This is a genomic window from Pseudomonas sp. F9001, from assembly GCF_013385435.1.
GTDB lineage: Bacteria > Pseudomonadota > Gammaproteobacteria > Pseudomonadales > Pseudomonadaceae > Aquipseudomonas.
This window is the reverse complement of the sequence record NZ_JACAPX010000013.1, coordinates 322,437-339,260: the sequence shown is the minus strand read 5'-3', so window position 1 is coordinate 339,260 and position 16,824 is coordinate 322,437. Positions and strand designations below refer to the sequence as shown.

The 16,824-nt window shown below is 61.2% G+C and carries 15 protein-coding genes; 9 read left to right on the top strand and 6 right to left on the bottom strand.

Features of this window, described 5'->3' with window-relative positions:
• Positions 1–20: 20 nt before the first annotated feature.
• Positions 21–1,445 (bottom strand): PLP-dependent aminotransferase family protein, encoded by a 1,425-nt coding sequence (locus HX818_RS14160; protein WP_008439421.1) that lies wholly within the window; start codon positions 1,443–1,445, stop codon positions 21–23.
• A 165-nt stretch (positions 1,446–1,610) separates the two neighbouring features.
• Between HX818_RS14160 and HX818_RS14155 the strand changes: the two genes are divergently transcribed.
• On the top strand, positions 1,611–1,847 hold the full coding sequence (locus HX818_RS14155; RefSeq protein WP_023659297.1) for a DUF1127 domain-containing protein: 237 nt from the start codon (positions 1,611–1,613) through the stop codon (positions 1,845–1,847).
• Between the two features lies 1 nt (position 1,848).
• On the opposite strand, the gene HX818_RS14150 is transcribed toward HX818_RS14155, so the two are convergent.
• A complete protein-coding gene (locus HX818_RS14150) occupies positions 1,849–3,141 on the bottom strand; it encodes an FAD-binding oxidoreductase (protein WP_003208746.1) in 1,293 nt (430 codons plus the stop codon).
• Positions 3,142–3,256: 115 nt separating this feature from the next.
• Here HX818_RS14150 and HX818_RS14145 point away from each other — a divergent pair, with 115 nt between their 5' ends.
• The gene (locus HX818_RS14145) at positions 3,257–3,610 is read left to right on the top strand and encodes a YkgJ family cysteine cluster protein (protein WP_003208747.1); all 354 of its coding nucleotides are present in this window, start codon (positions 3,257–3,259) and stop codon (positions 3,608–3,610) included.
• A 129-nt stretch (positions 3,611–3,739) separates the two neighbouring features.
• Here the strand turns inward: HX818_RS14145 and HX818_RS14140 are convergent, their stop codons facing one another.
• A complete protein-coding gene (locus tag HX818_RS14140) occupies positions 3,740–4,228 on the bottom strand; it encodes an Lrp/AsnC ligand binding domain-containing protein (protein ID WP_003206849.1) in 489 nt (162 codons plus the stop codon).
• Between the two features lie 156 nt (positions 4,229–4,384).
• On the opposite strand from HX818_RS14140, the gene dadA reads away from it, so the two are divergent.
• From dadA to HX818_RS14110, 6 genes are all read left to right on the top strand, one after another.
• Positions 4,385–5,686: a D-amino acid dehydrogenase gene (dadA, locus tag HX818_RS14135; protein WP_003208750.1), complete on the top strand. Its 1,302-nt coding sequence runs from the start codon at positions 4,385–4,387 to the stop codon at positions 5,684–5,686.
• A complete protein-coding gene (locus tag HX818_RS14130) occupies positions 5,658–6,011 on the top strand; it encodes a RidA family protein (RefSeq protein ID WP_003208752.1) in 354 nt (117 codons plus the stop codon). The genes dadA and HX818_RS14130 overlap by 29 nt, the downstream gene beginning before the upstream one ends.
• Before the next feature lie 80 nt (positions 6,012–6,091).
• Complete coding sequence (alr, locus tag HX818_RS14125; protein WP_102370158.1) at positions 6,092–7,168, top strand: alanine racemase; 1,077 nt, start codon at positions 6,092–6,094, stop codon at positions 7,166–7,168.
• A gap of 116 nt (positions 7,169–7,284) precedes the next feature.
• The gene (locus HX818_RS14120; protein WP_003208755.1) at positions 7,285–7,833 is read left to right on the top strand and encodes a cupin domain-containing protein; all 549 of its coding nucleotides are present in this window, start codon (positions 7,285–7,287) and stop codon (positions 7,831–7,833) included.
• Between the two features lie 182 nt (positions 7,834–8,015).
• The gene (locus HX818_RS14115; RefSeq protein ID WP_003208757.1) at positions 8,016–8,432 is read left to right on the top strand and encodes a cytochrome c5 family protein; all 417 of its coding nucleotides are present in this window, start codon (positions 8,016–8,018) and stop codon (positions 8,430–8,432) included.
• A 135-nt stretch (positions 8,433–8,567) separates the two neighbouring features.
• Complete coding sequence (locus HX818_RS14110) at positions 8,568–10,490, top strand: acetyl-CoA hydrolase/transferase family protein (RefSeq protein WP_177020291.1); 1,923 nt, start codon at positions 8,568–8,570, stop codon at positions 10,488–10,490.
• A gap of 130 nt (positions 10,491–10,620) precedes the next feature.
• Here the strand turns inward: HX818_RS14110 and HX818_RS14105 are convergent, their stop codons facing one another.
• Positions 10,621–11,193, bottom strand: a complete 573-nt coding sequence (locus tag HX818_RS14105) for a xanthine phosphoribosyltransferase (protein WP_008439415.1) — start codon at positions 11,191–11,193, stop codon at positions 10,621–10,623.
• 57 nt (positions 11,194–11,250) lie between these two features.
• Entirely contained in the window at positions 11,251–13,260 is a 2,010-nt protein-coding gene (gene rep, locus HX818_RS14100) for a DNA helicase Rep (RefSeq protein ID WP_008439414.1), read from the bottom strand.
• A gap of 267 nt (positions 13,261–13,527) precedes the next feature.
• Between rep and HX818_RS14095 the strand changes: the two genes are divergently transcribed.
• The gene (locus HX818_RS14095) at positions 13,528–15,198 is read left to right on the top strand and encodes a bifunctional diguanylate cyclase/phosphodiesterase (RefSeq protein WP_008439412.1); all 1,671 of its coding nucleotides are present in this window, start codon (positions 13,528–13,530) and stop codon (positions 15,196–15,198) included.
• A 128-nt stretch (positions 15,199–15,326) separates the two neighbouring features.
• On the opposite strand, the gene HX818_RS14090 is transcribed toward HX818_RS14095, so the two are convergent.
• Positions 15,327–16,730 carry a NorM family multidrug efflux MATE transporter gene (locus HX818_RS14090; RefSeq protein WP_003208767.1) on the bottom strand — a complete coding sequence of 468 codons (1,404 nt, stop codon included), beginning with the start codon at positions 16,728–16,730 and terminating at the stop codon, positions 15,327–15,329.
• Positions 16,731–16,824: the final 94 nt, after the last annotated feature.

The window sequence follows — 16,824 nt, the reverse complement described above, 5'->3', positions numbered from 1 at the left end:
CGGCTATTTCCCGTAAAAGGTCAGTCCATCGCTTCGGCCAGCAACCGGATGGCGGTCGCGCCGACCTTGCGTACAGCCTCTTCAATCTGCGGCGTTGGTTTGGCAGCGTAGTTCATGCGCAGGCAGTTCCTGTACTTGCCGGAGGCGGAAAAGATACTTCCCACTGCAATCTGTACACCTTCATCCACCAGCAGCCGGTTGAGTTTCAGGGTATCGAAGCCTTCCGGCAGTTCCACCCACAGCATGAAACTGCCCTGGGGGCGGCTGGCGCGGGTGCCCGCCGGGAAATAGCGGCTGACCCAATCGAGCATCAGGTCGCGATTGCGCTGGTATTGCGTGCGCATCCGCCGCAAATGTGGCTCGAAATGTCCACCTTTCAGAAACTCGGCAATTGCGATCTGCGGCTGGGTCGCGGTGGAGCCGGTGCTGATGTATTTCATGTGCAGCACACGCTCCAGATAGCGACCGGGTGCGACCCAGCCAATCCGCAGGCCGGGTGCGAGGGTCTTCGAGAAAGAGCTGCACAGTACGACGCGGCCATCTTCGTCGAAGGACTTGATGGTGCGTGGCCGCGGGTAGCTGTAGGCCAGTTCGCCATACACGTCGTCTTCGATGATCGCCACGTCAAAGCGCTGGGCCAGGGTCAGCAGTGCGCGTTTGCGCGACTCCGGCATGATGTAGCCCAGTGGGTTGTTGCAGTTGGGGGTCAACTGTATGACTTTGATCGGCCATTGTTCCAGTGCCAGTTCCAGCGCTTCCAGGCTGATACCGGTGAGTGGGTCGGTCGGGATTTCCAGGGCTTTCATGCCCAGGCCCTTCAGGGTTTGCATGGCGCCGTGGAAGCTTGGCGAGTCGACGGCAACGATGTCGCCGGGCTCGCAAATGGCGTGGATGCTGGCGGACAGGGCCTCGTGGCAGCCGGTGGTGATCACCAGGTCCTGGGGCGTCAGTTGGCAGCCTGAATCGAGCATCAGGCGGGCAATCTGTTCACGCAGGTCCAGGTTGCCGTGGATAGTGTCGTAATACAGCCCCGGCATGTCCTGGCGCCGACTGATCCGGGCGAGGCTGCGTAGCAGGGGTTTCATGGTCGGCGACAATACATCCGGCATGCCCCGGCCCAACTGTATGGCGTCTTTGCGTGGCACCGCGCGGATCAGCTCCAGCACTTGGTCCCACTGGGAAATTTCCACCGGGCGCTGGGCCGGGCGGCCTACGGCGGGCAATGCCGGCAAGTCGCGGCCCACCGGTACGAAGTAGCCGGATTTGGGTTTGGGCATCGCCAGGCCGTTGTCTTCCAGTACGCGGTAGGCCTGCTGCACGGTGCTCAGGCTGACCCCATGCTCCACACTCAAGGCCCGAACTGACGGCAATCTGTCGCCCGGGCGATAGAAGCCCTGCTCGATGCGCGTGCCCAACAGTTCGGCGAGGTTGACGTATAGGGTCATGGCGGTGCTTCCCGGTTACCAGTACAGATAGGCCGAAAATACAGGATTCAGCGGCCGATAGGCAGTATCTGTATGGATTTAATACAGGGTGGTTGAATCTGTCATGGTTTTACGCGCCGGCTCATCCTACGTACTCATGGCAACACGTTAATGAGGGGCAGGAAAATGAGCGGTATGAGCGATGTGCGGTTGGCGTTACACAGTCAGGAACTGGAAGCCGGGCAGGAGCGGCGCATGGCGGCGCGTACCAAGGCCCCCACACTCAGTTCATGGGCGTTGTTCTGGCACCGCATGCATACGCGCAAAACCTTGCTGGAGCTGACCCCCGAGCAACTGCGAGACGTAGGCTTGAGTGCCGAGCAGGCGCGCCGGGAAGGCTTGAAGCCCTTCTGGCGCGGCTGATTCAGACCAGTTCTTTCAATCGGTGCCAGAGCATTCCCAGCGCCAGCAGCGGCGAGCGCAAATGCTTGCCGCCCGGGAAAGTGATGTGCGGCACCTTGGCAAACAGATCAAAGCGCCCGCTTTGCTGGCCGCTGATGGCTTCGCCCAACAGTTTGCCTGCCAGGTGGGTGGCGTTGAGGCCATGGCCGGCATAGGCCTGGGCGAAATACACATTGGGCTGGTCGGCCAGCCGGCCAATCTGCGGCAGGCGGTTGGCGCCAATGCCGATCATCCCACCCCACTGGTAGTCGATTTTCACGTTGGCCAGTTGTGGGAACACCTGCAGCATTTTCGGACGCATATAGGCACCGATGTCCTTCGGATCCCGTCCGGAGTAATGGCAGGCACCGCCGAACAGCAAGCGTCGGTCGGCTGACAGCCGGAAGTAATCCACCGTCACCCGCTGGTCACACACCGCCATGTTTTGCGGCAGCAACTCGGCTGCCTGGGCTTCGCTCAAGGGCTCGGTGGCGATGATGTAGCTGCCGGCGGGCAGCACCTTGCCGCTCAGATGCGGGTTGAGGCCGTTCAAATAAGCATTGCAGCCCAGCACCAGGGTCTTGGCGCGCACATTGCCCTGGGCGGTGTGTACGTTGACCTCCGGGCCGTAATCGATCCGCACCGCCTCGGAATGCTCGAACAACTGGACGCCCAACTGCTGTGCAGCGGCTGCCTCGCCGAGGGCCAGGTTCAGCGGGTGCAGGTGGCCGGAGCCCATGTCGATCATGCCGCCAACATAGCGGTTGGAGCCGATCACACTGCGCATCTCGCTGGCTTGCAGCAGGCGTACTTCATGGCGATAGCCAAGGCCTTGCAGCTCTTCGGCGTCGGCGGCCAGGTGTTCCAGGTCGCGGGGTTTGTTGGCCAGGTCGCAGTAGCCCCAGGTCAGGTCGCAGGCGATCTGCGAACGTTCGACCCGCTGGCGCACGATTTCCACGGCTTCCAGGCCCATCAATTTCATCTGGCGCACGCCCTCGGTGCCGATGACGTTGGTGAACTGATCCAGGCCATGACCGACGCCACGAATCAGTTGCCCGCCATTGCGCCCGCTGGCGCCCCAGGCAATCTTGCGGGCTTCCAGCAGGACCACGCTGAAACCCCGTTCAGCCAGTTCCAGAGCGGTGTTGAGCCCCGAAAAGCCGCCGCCGACCACGCACACATCGGCCACGATTTCACCTGTCAGCACCGGATAATCAGGCTGCGGGAAACTGCTGGCGGCGTAGTAGGAATTGGCGTGCCGGGCGCTGGCGGTCATGGGGAGCATCCCTGTTTGGAAAATTTGACGCAGGATACAGCGGTCGGGCGAAGCTGTCTCACCGGGGGCTTTTAGGGCAGAATCCACGCCTATTCGCCGTTCGGTCCCTGTGTCGATGAGTTGCAACAGTCAGAAAGTCAACGCGCTGCGCCGGCAGATTCCCTCGTTCGAGTGTGTCCCGGGTTGCCACGACTGCTGTGGGCCGGTGACCACGTCCCCCGAGGAAATGTCGCGCCTGCCGCGCAAGACCGCTGCCGAGCAGGAAGCGGCGATGGACGAACTCAACTGCGTGCACCTTGGCCCCAATGGCTGCACCGTGTACGACGAGCGCCCGCTGATTTGCCGCTTGTTCGGCACCACGCCGACCTTGCCATGCCCCAACGACCGCCGCCCGGTGGAGTTGATCCACCCACGGGTGGAAAAGCAGATTCATGCGTACATGGCGTCGACGCGTCAGGTATTGGTCTAGCGGATGTCCCCGATCAACTAGTGTGGGAGCGGGCTTGCTCGCGAATGCGGTGGATCAGTCAATACATCAGGTGACTGACACTCCGCATTCGCGAGCAAGCCCGCTCCCACATTGGCCTGTGGTGCTGTCTTAATCCGGGATCGGCAGGTTCAGGCTCTCTTTCACCTCTTCCATCACGATATAGCTCTTGGACTCCCGAACGTGGGGCAGCTTGAGCAGGATATCGCCGAGCAACTTGCGGTACGACGCCATCTCCGAAATGCGCGCCTTCACCAGATAGTCGAAATCCCCCGACACCAGGTGGCACTCCAGCACGTGGGGCAGTTTCAGCACGGCGCGTCGGAATTCTTCAAAGGTGTCGCCGGACTTGTAGTCGAGGCTGATCTCGACAAACACCAGCAGGCTGCCCTTCAGATGCTGCGGGTTGAGCCGGGCGTTGTAGCCCATGATGATCCCTTCGCGCTCCAGGCGCCGGACCCGCTCGGTGCACGGCGTGGTCGACAGCCCGACCTTTTCCCCCAGTTCAGTAAACGAAATTCGCCCGTCGGCCTGCAGGATGCGCAGGATGTTGCGGTCGATCTTGTCCAGCTCCCGCTTGGTCTGAGTGTTGGTCCGCATAGGGGATGCTCCTCCGTGAAAAGGGTTTTTGCCGAGAATTGTCGCCAAATATAGGCAGTTATATAGTGAAATGCACTGGTGATTGCTTTTTATACTGCCCACATATTTGTGCTGAACAACAAACGTCAGCGGTCAAGCCGTGATGAGGGAATAAAAATGCGCGTTCTGGTCTTGGGTAGCGGTGTCATTGGCGTGGCCAGTGCCTACTATTTGGCACGAGCTGGTTTTGAAGTGGTCGTGGTCGACCGTCAGCCGGCTGTGGCCATGGAGACCAGTTTCGCCAACGCCGGGCAGATCTCGCCAGGCTACGCCTCGCCATGGGCTGCGCCGGGTGTGCCGCTCAAGGCTATCAAATGGCTGTTGGAGCGCCATGCGCCCCTGGCGATCAAGGCCACCGCCGATATCGACCAGTACTTGTGGATGGCGCAGATGCTGCGCAACTGCACCGCCAGCCGTTATGCGGTGAACAAGGAGCGTATGGTGCGCCTGTCCGAATACAGCCGCGATTGCATCGACGAGCTGCGTGCCGAGACCGGCATTGCCTATGAAGGCCGCACTCTGGGGACTACCCAGCTGTTCCGCACCCAGGCCCAACTGGACGGTGCCGCCAAGGACATCGCGGTATTGAAAGAGTCCGGTGTGCCTTACGAGCTGCTGGACCGCGCCGGGATTGCCCGCGTCGAGCCGGCCCTGGCGAGCGTCACCGATATTCTTGCCGGTGCCCTGCGCCTGCCGAACGACCAAACCGGCGACTGTCAGATGTTTACCACCCGCCTTGCCGACATGTGCAAGCAACTGGGTGTCGAATTCCGCTTCGAGCAAGATATCCAGCGCCTGGACTACGCCGGTGACCGGATCAACGGCGTGTGGATCGACGGCAAGCTGGAAACTGCCGACCGCTACGTGCTGGCCCTCGGCAGCTACTCGCCGAAGCTGCTCAAGCCACTGGGAATCAAGGCGCCGGTGTACCCGCTCAAGGGTTACTCGATGACCGTGCCGATCACCAACCCGGCGATGGCCCCGACCTCGACCATTCTCGATGAGACCTACAAGGTCGCGATCACCCGTTTCGACAACCGTATTCGCGTCGGTGGCATGGCTGAGATAGCCGGTTTTGACCTGTCGCTGAACCCGCGTCGGCGGGAAACCCTGGAGATGATCGTCAACGACCTTTATCCTCAGGGCGGTGATTTGAGCCAGGCCAGTTTCTGGACCGGCCTGCGCCCGACCACGCCAGACGGCACGCCGATTGTCGGTGCTACCCCGTTCAAAAACCTGTTTCTGAACACCGGCCACGGCACCCTCGGTTGGACCATGGCCTGTGGCTCTGGTCGTTTGCTGGCCGACCTGATGGCGAAGAAAACCCCGCAAATCAGTGCCGAAGGCCTCGATATTTCCCGTTATGGCAACCACCAGGAGTCTGCAAAACATGTCAATCCAGCGCCAGCTCACCAATGAGCGCATGAGCCAGATCGTTGTTCACAGCGGTACCGTGTATCTGGCAGGGCAGGTCGGCGACGACATGAGTGCCGGGATTGAACAGCAGACCCGCGAAACCCTCGTCAACATCGAGCGTTTGCTGGACCTGGCCGGTACCGACAAGACCAAGCTGCTGTCGGTGACCATCTACCTGAAAGACATTGACGCCGATTTCGCCGGGATGAACGCGGTATGGGACAAGTGGCTGCCAAAAGGCGTCGCGCCGGCCCGTGCCACGGTTGAAGCGAAACTCTGCGAACCGGAAATCCTGGTGGAGCTGTCGGTTGTGGCCGCTCTGCCGTAAGCAAAAAATCCTCTCCCGGTGCCTGCGTTGTCAGCGGGTACCGGTTTTTTCTTCCCACCGCCGCCTAGAAGCCTGCCGCCATGCGTCCTGCCCGTGCCCTGATCGACCTCCAAGCCCTGCGCCATAACTACCAACTGGCCCGTGAAGTCACGGGTGGGGCCAAGGCCCTCGCCGTGATCAAGGCGGATGCCTACGGCCACGGTGCCGTGCGTGTTGCCCAGGCGCTGGAAGCCGAGGCGGACGGGTTTGCCGTGGCCTGCATCGAGGAAGCGCTGGAGCTGCGGGCCGCCGGGATTCGCGGGCCGGTGCTGTTGCTCGAAGGTTTTTTCGAAGCCGACGAGCTGCCGCTGATCATCGAGCATGATTTCTGGTGCGTGGTGCATTCGCTGTGGCAGCTGGACGCGATTGAACAGGCGCAACTCAGCAAGCCGCTGACCGTCTGGCTCAAGCTTGATTCGGGCATGCACCGCGTTGGCTTGCACCCCAAGGATTATCACGACGCTTACCAGCGCCTGCTGGCCAGCGGCAAAGTCGCGAAGATCGTGCTGATGAGCCACTTCGCCCGTGCCGATGAGCTGGACAGTACCAGCAGCGAAGAGCAAGTGGCGGTGTTTGAAGCGGCGCGCCAGGGCTTGTCGGCCCAGGTCAGCCTGCGCAATTCGCCATCGGTGCTGGGCTGGCCGAACGTTTCCAGTGACTGGGTACGCCCGGGCATCATGCTCTACGGCGCCACGCCGTTTGGCGAAGACCAGGCCATCGCCGCACGCTTGCAGCCGGTGATGACCCTCGAATCGAAAGTCATCTGCGTACGTGAACTGCCGGCCGGCGAACCTGTGGGCTACGGCGCCAGGTTCATTACCCCGAAACCGATGCGCATCGGGGTAGTTGCCATGGGCTACGCCGACGGCTACCCGCGCCACGCACCCACCGGCACCCCGGTGCTGGTGGCCGGCCAGCGCAGCCAGTTGCTGGGCCGTGTGTCGATGGACATGCTGTGTGTCGACCTGACCGACGTGCCCCAGGCCGGGCTCGGTTCCACCGTCGAATTGTGGGGCAAAAACATCCTCGCCAGTGACGTTGCCACCGCCGCCGACACCATTCCGTACCAGATCTTCTGCAACCTGCGCCGAGTGCCACGGCTCTATTCCGGCGCTTGAGCGGCACCCACGAATGGCAGATCCCGGGATTTAGGCCAAAGTGTTGTAAATACTGAACGCTGTCGCCATGATAACGCTCAATTACAACAACGCCTGAATCCTAGGAGGCTCCTGCATTGGACGTCGGCGAACGACTGCAATCCATCCGTAAACTGAAAGGTCTTTCCCAGCGTGAGCTAGCCAAGCGCGCGGGCGTCACCAACAGCACCATTTCGATGATCGAAAAAAACAGTGTCAGCCCCTCCATCAGCTCCTTGCGCAAGGTGCTGGGCGGCATTCCCATGTCGATGGTGGAGTTCTTTTCCGAGGAGATCCTCCAGGAAAAACCGACCCAGATCGTCTATAAAGCCAATGAGCTGATCGATATCTCCGACGGCGCCGTCACCATGAAACTGGTGGGCCGCGCGCATCCGAGCCGGGCGATTGCGTTCCTCAACGAGATCTACCCGCCAGGTGCTGATACCGGCGAAGAGATGCTCACCCACGAGGGCGAGGAAACCGGGATCCTGGTGGAAGGTCGCCTGGAGCTGGTGGTCGGCCTTGAAACTTTTGTGCTCGAAGCCGGCGATAGCTACTACTTTGAAAGCACCAAGCCGCACCGTTTTCGCAATCCGTTCGAAGTGCCGGCGCGACTAATCAGCGCAGCCACACCCGCGAACTTTTAAGAAAAGAGGCGTCCTGCCTATGTCGCAGAGACGCCCGCAGCAGCATTCTGTCTTGCTGAATCTCCCCTTGGTTAATAGGGTTGTTTCGGCGGGGCGGGCTAACCGTTATACTTTCGCCGCCTGCGAAACCGTGGCCGCAGGCGTGAATAGCCACCATTGAGGGTGAACGCGTGAACCTAATTATGAAAATGCTGGCTGCACCAGCAACCGTACTGGCCCTATGGGCTGTCAGCGCTCAAGCTGCGACCAATGATGAAATTGCCAAGCGCCTGGAGCCTGTAGGCCAGGTGTGCGTCCAGGGGCAAGAGTGCAAGGGGATGGAAGTGGCAGTGGCTGCGGGCGGTGGCGGCGGTGCGAAATCGCCGGATGACGTAATCGCCAAGCACTGCAACGCTTGCCACGGTACCGGCCTGTTGGGCGCACCGAAAATCGGTGACACCGCCGCCTGGAAAGACCGCGCGGACCATCAGGGTGGCCTCGATGGCCTGCTGGCCAAGGCCATTACCGGTCTGAACGCCATGCCGCCAAAAGGCACCTGCGCCGATTGCTCGGATGCCGAGCTTAAAGGCGCGATCGAGAAGATGTCGGGGCTGAAATAAACCGATCTTCGCCAAAAGAGCCGCTGACCAGCGGCTTTTTTGTGCCCGCGATTTGCCTTTTGAGGCTGTTCTTTGCAGCAAAGACCCGGCAAGCTCGGTCCAACCCCAATTCATGGAATGTTCGGGAGAAGTCGGATGGTGCAGTTGTGTTCAATCGAGCAAGCAGTCGACGACGTACTGGCACGGCTGCCGGCGCATATTCACATGGGCATGCCCCTGGGCCTGGGCAAACCCAACCTGTTCGTCAACGCGCTGTACCGGCGTATCGCCAAGTTGCCGGACCGGGCGCTGACCATCTACACAGCCCTGGCCCTGGGTCGCCCTACCTTGGGCGATGGTTTGCAGAAGCGCTTTCTCGAGCCCTTTATCGAACGGGTCTTCGGTGACTATCCCGAGCTGGACTTCCTCGCCGCACTGCGCAAGGACAGCCTGCCGTCGAACATTCACGTGCAGCAGTTCTTCATGCAGCCCGGCAGTTTGCTCCACAGCCTTTCGGCGCAGCAGGATTACGTCAGCAGCAACTACAGCCACGCTGCCCGTGATATCAATGCCGCCGGCCTGAACCTCGTCGCGCAATTGGTGGCCAGCAGTGCCGAACATCCGGATCGCCTGAGCCTGAGCTGCAACCCCGACATCACCCTCGACCTGTTGCCGATGATCGCCAAGCGCCGCGATGCCGGTGAAACCATCCTGGTGGTGGGCCAGGTTCACAGTGATTTGCCCTACATGCCCGGCGACGCCGAGCTGGGCATGGATGAGTTCGACTTCCTGATCGACGAGAAGGACAGCACCACGCTGTTCTCCACCCCGAACATGCCGGTGGGTTTCCAGGATCACTTTATCGGTTTGCACGCCAGCACCCTGGTGCGCGACGGCGGTACCTTGCAGATCGGCATCGGCTCCATGGGCGATGCACTGACTGCGGCCTTGCTGGCGCGCCAGGCCGATAACGAGGCGTATCGCCTGTTGCTCACCGACCTGGATGTGTACCAATGGGCACCGCTGATCAGCCACGAAGGCGGAGTCGCGCCGTTTGCCCGTGGGCTGTACGGTTGCAGCGAAATGTTCGTCAATGGCCTGCTGGTGCTGGCCGATGCCGGGATTGTGCGGCGCAAGGTATACCCGGACGTCGCGACCCAGGAGCGGGCCAACGCCGGCACCCTGGACGAAGCGGCACAGACCGACGGCATCTCTGTGCATGGCGGCTTCTTCCTCGGGCCTCGTAGCTTTTACGAGCGTTTGCGGGACTTGCCACAGAGCAAGCGCCTGGAATTCAACATGACCCGCATCAGCTACATCAACGAGCTGTACGGCCAGGAAGAACTCAAGCGTTTGCAGCGCCTGGATGCGCGCTTCATCAACAGCGCGTTTACCGTGACCCTGTTGGGCGCGGGCGTGGCCGACCAGTTGGAAGATGGCCGCGTGCTCAGCGGTGTTGGCGGGCAATACAACTTTGTCGCCCAGGGCCATGCGCTGGAAGGCGCGCGCTCGATCCTGATCCTGCGCAGCTGGCGCGAATCGGGCGGCGAGGTCAGTTCCAATATCGTCTGGGAATACGGGCACTGTACGATTCCCCGGCACCTGCGAGACATCGTCATCACCGAATACGGCATCGCGGATTTACGTGGGCAGACCGATGCCAGGGTAATCGAGGCGCTGCTGAATATCACCGACTCACGGTTCCAGGAAGATTTGATCGAACAGGCGCAGAAGGCCGGGAAGTTGCCGAAGGATTTCCAGCTGGATCCGCGGTTTGCCGACAACACGCCGGAGCGTTTGCAGGGGATTCAGGCGCGGCATCCACGGCTGTTCCCGGAGTATCCGCTGGGCAGTGACTTCACGGATGAAGAGCGGGATTTGTTGCGGGCGTTGAACTGGCTCAAGAGCAAATTCAAGCTGACGGAGATTCTGGAGCTGGGCAAGGCAGCGCTGGATGCACCGGAGCCGGAAGCGTTTCCCGAGCATTTGGTACGGATGCGACTGGATAAGCCGGAGGGGTTGAAGGAGGACTTGTATCAGCGCCTGTTGCTAGCGGGCCTACAAGCTACAGCGCACTAACAAACACAGGAGATCAAATGTGGGAGCGGGCTTGCTCGCGAAAGCGGTGGATCAGTCGACCTATCCGGTGACTGACACACCGCTTTCGCGAGCAAGCCCGCTCCCACATGTTTAACCGTGCCCGCACCGATTACTCGATAAAGGTCACAACCCCACCCGCCAACGACTGCACCCGTGCCAGCGACTCAACCCGGTAACCCTGGGCATCCAGCTCCGCACGGCCGCCCTGGAACGACTTCTCGATCACGATCCCCAAACCTGCAACGGTCGCGCCGGCCTGTTTGATGATCGAGATCAGCGCCTGGGACGCCTTACCGTTGGCCAGGAAGTCGTCAATGATCAGCACGCGGTCGCTGCTGGTCAGGTGGCGCGGGGAAATCGCCACGGTGCTTTCGGTTTTCTTGGTGAAGGAATACACCGTCGCCGACAGCAGGTTTTCGGTCAGGGTCAGGGACTGTTGCTTGCGCGCGAAAATCACCGGTACGCCGAGGTTCAGGCCGGTCATGATCGCCGGTGCAATGCCCGAGGCTTCGATGGTGACGATCTTGGTGATCCCCGAATCCTTGAACAACGCAGCAAACTCGTCACCGATCAGTTTCATCAGCGCCGGGTCGATCTGGTGGTTCAGAAAGGCGTCGACCTTGAGTACCTGATCGGAAAGCACGATGCCTTCTTCGCGAATTTTCTTGTGCAGTGCTTCCACGAAAGCTTCCTCTGTTGGCGCAACACGCGCCGAAAGTAGATTAAAAAGTAGTCGATTCTAGCGCTTTAACATCGCGCGTATATCCGCCAGGGCGGTGTTGCCGCGAACGGCTTTGACTTCGGTCGGTGTGTCGTCGTTGCCTTCCCAGGCCAGGTCGTCCGGCGGCAGTTCGTCGAGGAACCGGCTGGGGGCACAATCGATGATCTCGCCGTACTGCTTGCGCTTGGCGGCAAAGGTGAAGGCCAATGTCTGACGCGCGCGGGTAATGCCCACGTAGGCCAGGCGCCGTTCTTCCTCGATGGTGTCGGCTTCGATGCTGGAGCGGTGCGGGAGGATTTCCTCTTCCATGCCCATGATGAACACGTAGGGGAATTCCAGGCCCTTGGACGCATGCAAGGTCATCATCTGCACGCCTTCGGCGCCGTCTTCCTCTTCCTGCTGGCGTTCAAGCATGTCCCGCAGCACAAGCTTGCCGATGGCGTCCTCGACGGTCATCTCGCCTTCTTCGTCCTTCTCCAGGGTATTTTTCAACGCCTCGATCAGGAACCACACGTTGCCCATGCGGTAATCGGCAGCCTTGTCGCTGGAGCTGTTGGTGCGCAGCCAGTTCTCGTAGTCGATGTCCATGACCATGCTGCGCAGGGCGCTGATCGGGTCTTCGCCGGCGCACTGCTCGCGCACCTTGTCCATGAAGCGCTTGAAGCGCGCCAGGCGGTCGGTGAAACGAGTGTCGAGGTGCTCGCCCAGGCCGATTTCGTCGGTGGCGGCGTACATCGAGATCTTGCGTTCGGTGGCGTAGTTGCCGAGCTTTTCCAGGGTAGTCGAACCGATTTCCCGGCGTGGGACGTTGATCACCCGCAGGAAGGCGTTGTCGTCGTCCGGGTTCACGATCAGCCGGAAGTAGGCCATCAGGTCTTTCACTTCCTGGCGTCCGAAAAAGCTGTTGCCGCCCGACAGGCGATAAGGAATCTGGTGGTGCTGCAGCTTCAGCTCGATCAGCTTGGCCTGGTAGTTGCCGCGGTACAGGATCGCGAAATCGCTGTAGGGCCGGTCGGTACGCAGGTGCAGCGTGAGCAGTTCGACGGCCACGCGCTCGGCTTCGGCGTCTTCGTTGCGGCAGCGGATCACGCGGATCTCGTCGCCGTGGCCCATCTCGCTCCACAGTTGCTTTTCAAACTCGTGGGGGTTGTTGGAGATCAGCACGTTGGCGCAACGCAGGATGCGGCTGGTGGAGCGGTAGTTCTGCTCCAGCATCACCACTTTCAGGGACGGGTAGTCGTCCTTGAGCAGCATCAGGTTTTCCGGGCGGGCGCCGCGCCAGGCGTAGATCGACTGGTCGTCATCGCCCACCACGGTGAACTGGTTGCGCTTGCCGATCAGCAGCTTCACCAGCAGGTATTGGCTGGCGTTGGTGTCCTGGTACTCGTCCACCAGCAGGTAGCGGACTTTGTTCTGCCACTTTTCGAGGATGTCGGCATGTTCCTGGAACAGCTTCACCGGCAGCAGGATCAGGTCGTCGAAGTCCACTGCGTTGAACGCCTTGAGCGTGCGCTGGTAGTGGGTGTAGACAATGGCGGCAGTCTGCTCCTTGGGGTTGCGCGCAGCTTCCAGGGCTTCGGCGGGCAGGATCAGGTCGTTTTTCCACGAGCCGATCATGTTCTTGATCTCGTCGACGCCGTCGTCGCCCGCGTATTCCTTCTGCATGATGTCGGTCATCAGCGCCTTGACGTCTGTCTCGTCAAAGATCGAGAAGCCCGGCTTGTAGCCCAACCGCACGTGCTCCTTGCGGATGATGTTCAGCCCCAGGTTGTGGAAGGTACACACGGTGAGGCCACGGCCTTCGCCACCCTTGAGCAGGGTGCCGACGCGCTCTTTCATTTCCCGCGCCGCCTTGTTGGTAAAGGTCATGGCGACGATGTACTGGGCACGGATGCCACAGCTCTGGATCAGGTGCGCGATCTTGCGGGTGATCACGCTGGTCTTGCCGGAACCGGCACCGGCGAGCACCAATAGAGGGCCGCCGACGTAGTTCACGGCTTCTTGCTGCCGGGGATTGAGTCGGGACATACGAAATTCAGGAGGTCATTGATCAAAAGGGCGGGCATTTTAACAGGCTGGCAAGATTCTGCTGCCTCTGAACGACAGTGTGACGTACCACTCGATCTAAATTTGCCGGTTTTGTTACTTTGCCGCAGGATGTGCAGGGTATTTAGGACTATTGTTCGGTCTAGAGCTGCACAGTGCGCATTTGATAACCCATATCATTGGTCATTATCGGGGCGCACGTCATAATGCCCGCCGCCAACGAAATTTTGCAGAGTCTAGGGAGCTAGCTTGTCTACGCCTGTCGAACCCTTGCGTTTGCTGCTACTGGCCGATGAGCCAGCGTGGGCAGCGTTATTGCGCGAGTGCCTGGCGCCGATGGGCGACGGAGCTGTGCTGATCAGCGCGCCAAACTGGGAGTCTGTGAGCAACCTGTTCGACGACGATCACAGCGCGGTGCTGTTGACCACGGCCAACCTTCAGCCCGGCCCCGGTCGCTGCAGCTTGCCAACGGTATTGCTGTTGGAAGAGGAACCCCTGGTTTCGCCCCTCGGCGTCAGCGACTGGCTGATCCTGAATGCATTGGATGTCGATACATTGCGCCGTTGCCTGCGGCATGTGCGCGAGCGCGGTGTGCTGGAAAACACCCTGCAACGCCTGGCCGAACAGGACCCGCTGACCGGTATCGCCAACCGCCAGGGCTTCCAGACCCTGCTGACCGCCCGCCTGGCGGAAAACGAAGGCCGTGGCGTTGCCCTCGGCCACCTCGACCTGGACAACTTCCGTCACGCCAACGACGCCCTCGGCCACCAGGCCGGCGACCGGCTGATCCTGCAAGTGGTCTCGCGGCTCAAGAGCCAGCTGGAGGCCGGCGATCAACTGGCGCGCCTGGGCAGCGACGAATTTGCCCTGCTGATCGACACCCGCCGTGCGCCCCAGCGCGCCGAATGGATGGCCGAGCGCATCGTCGAAGCCATGGCCGAACCCTATTGGGTCGATGGCGAAAGCCTGCTGATCGGTTGTAGCCTCGGCGTGGCCCATGCCCGCGCCAAGGCCGGCGCCGACCCGTTGATGTGGCACGCCCACATCGCCATGCAGCAAGCCAAAAGCACCCAGGGCTGCACCTTTCATATCTTCAACGAACGCATCAACCGCAATGCCCGCAGCCTCGCCGACCTTGAGAGCGAACTGCGCCGGGCGTTGCGCCGTGACGAACTGGAACTGCATTACCAGCCCCGCCTGGACCTCGACGATGGGCATATCGTCGGCCTGGAAGCACTGGTGCGCTGGCGCCACGGTGAGCGCGGCCTGTTGCCGCCGAGCGAGTTCGTGCCGCTGGCCGAGCAGAGCGGCTTGATCGTGCCGCTGGGCTACTGGGTGATTTCCCGGGCCCTGCGCGACATGCAGGACCTGCGCGAACGCGGGATTGCGCCGTTGCACATGGCGGTCAACCTGTCGTTCCGCCAGTTTCAGGACAGCCAACTGCTCAGCACCCTCAGCCGGCTGATTGCCGAGCGCGGCGTGGAAGCCCAGTGGCTGGAATTTGAGCTGACGGAAACCGCCGTGATGCGCCGCAGCGACCTGGTCAAGCAGACCATGGATGCGCTGGGCCGCCTGGGTGTGCGCTTTTCCCTGGATGACTTTGGCACCGGCTTTTCGTCGTTCGTGCACCTCAACAGCCTGCCGATTGCCTTGCTGAAGATCGACAAGAGCTTTGTCGGCGGCATGGAAGAGCGCGAAGAGAATCGCAAGCTGGTGCACGCCATGATCAACCTGGCTCATAACCTGAACCTGGAAGTGGTCGCCGAGGGCGTGGAAACCGCCGAGCAACTGGCGTTGCTGCGGTTGTTCGGCTGCGATCAGGCCCAGGGTTACCTGATCAGCAAGCCGTTGCCGTTGGCGGAACTGGTGGACTACCTGACGTTTGGTGACAGCCAGGAACTGGTGGGCGGCGTGATCTGATGTTGTGAACCCGATCAAAAATGTGGGAGCGGGCTTGCTCGCGAATGCGGTATTTCAGCCAACCAATTCATGGCTGACCCACCGCATTCGCGAGCAAGCCCGCTCCCACATTTGACCGAGTACAGCCGTTACTCCGGCTGCGCGGCTTGAAATCCTTGGTGGGTTTCAGGCTCCTGGCGAATCATCCGCTTCATCTTCCGTTCAAACGCCCAGGTCAGGCTGACTGCCGCGCACGCCAGGCCCAGGGCCAGGCCCCACCAAACGCCCGTCGGCCCCCAGCCGAGATTGAACGCCATCAACCATGCGGCCGGTGCGCCGATCAGCCAGTAGCAGCCCAGCCCGACCAGGAAGGTGGTCTTGGCATCCTTGAGTCCGCGAATACAGCCCATGGCGATGGTCTGCACGCCGTCGAACAGCTCAAACCATGCGGCCACCGCCAGCAGGCTGACGGCGAGGTTGATCACGTCGCGAAACGCCGGGTCATGCTGGTCGAGGAACAGGCTGATCAGTTGGTGCGAGAACAACCACAGCACCGCTGCAAAGCCCAGCATCACCACCGCGCCAAAGCCTATGCCAACTCGCCCGGCCAGCCGCGCTTCCAGCAACTGCCCAGCACCATAATGCTGGCCGATACGCATGGTGATCGCGTACGACATGCCCGCCGGCACCATGAACGCCACCGACACGATCTGCAGGGCGATCTGGTGCGCAGCCAATTGCGTACTGCCCATGGTGCCCATGCACAGCGCGGCGAACGCAAACAGCCCGACTTCCACCGCATAGGTGCCACCAATCGGCAGGCCCAGGCGCCACAGTTCCCGCAGGTAATGCAGGTTGGGCCGCAGCAGACCCTTGCGCAGCGGATACGCGTCGTAGGCACGGTTGTATTTGATGTACCAGATCAGCGCCAGGGCCATGCAGTTGGCAACGATGGCGGTGACCAGGCCAATGCCCACCAGCCCGAGTTTCGGCAGGCCGAACATGCCTTCGATCAACGCGTGGTTGAGCAGGTAGTTGATCACCGTGCCGCACAGGCTGATCACCATCACCGGCGTGGCCTTGCCGATAGCGCTGGTGAAGCCGCGTAGCGCCATGAACGTCAGGTAGCCGGGCAGGGCGAACGGCAGGATGGTCAGGAACTGGCCGGCGGACGCGACGTTGGTTTCGGTCTGGCCGAACATCAGCAGCACTGGCTTGAGGTTCCACAGCAGCAAACCAGCCACCAGCGCCATCAACCAGGCCAGCCACAGCCCAGCCTGGGTCAGGCGGGTGGCGCCTTCGATGTCGCCGGCGCCCTGGCGGATCGCGACCAGCGTGCCCACGGCAGCGATCACGCCGATGCAGAAAATCGACACGAACGAATAGCTCGCCGCACCCAGGCCTCCGCCGGCCAGGGCCTCGGGGCTCAGGCGGGCCATCATCAGGGTGTCGGTCAGCACCATCAGCATGTGGGCCAACTGTGAGGCAATCAGCGGCCCTGACAGCCGCAGAATGGCCCAGAGTTCGGTACGTGCCGGATGCTGCATGATCATCACGCTCAAAAAGTCAGGGAAGGGTGGAAGGGTTGATTCTCGGCGCTCACAGCGCATTGCACAAAGGGATAAATCCGATGGTTCGCATGATTAA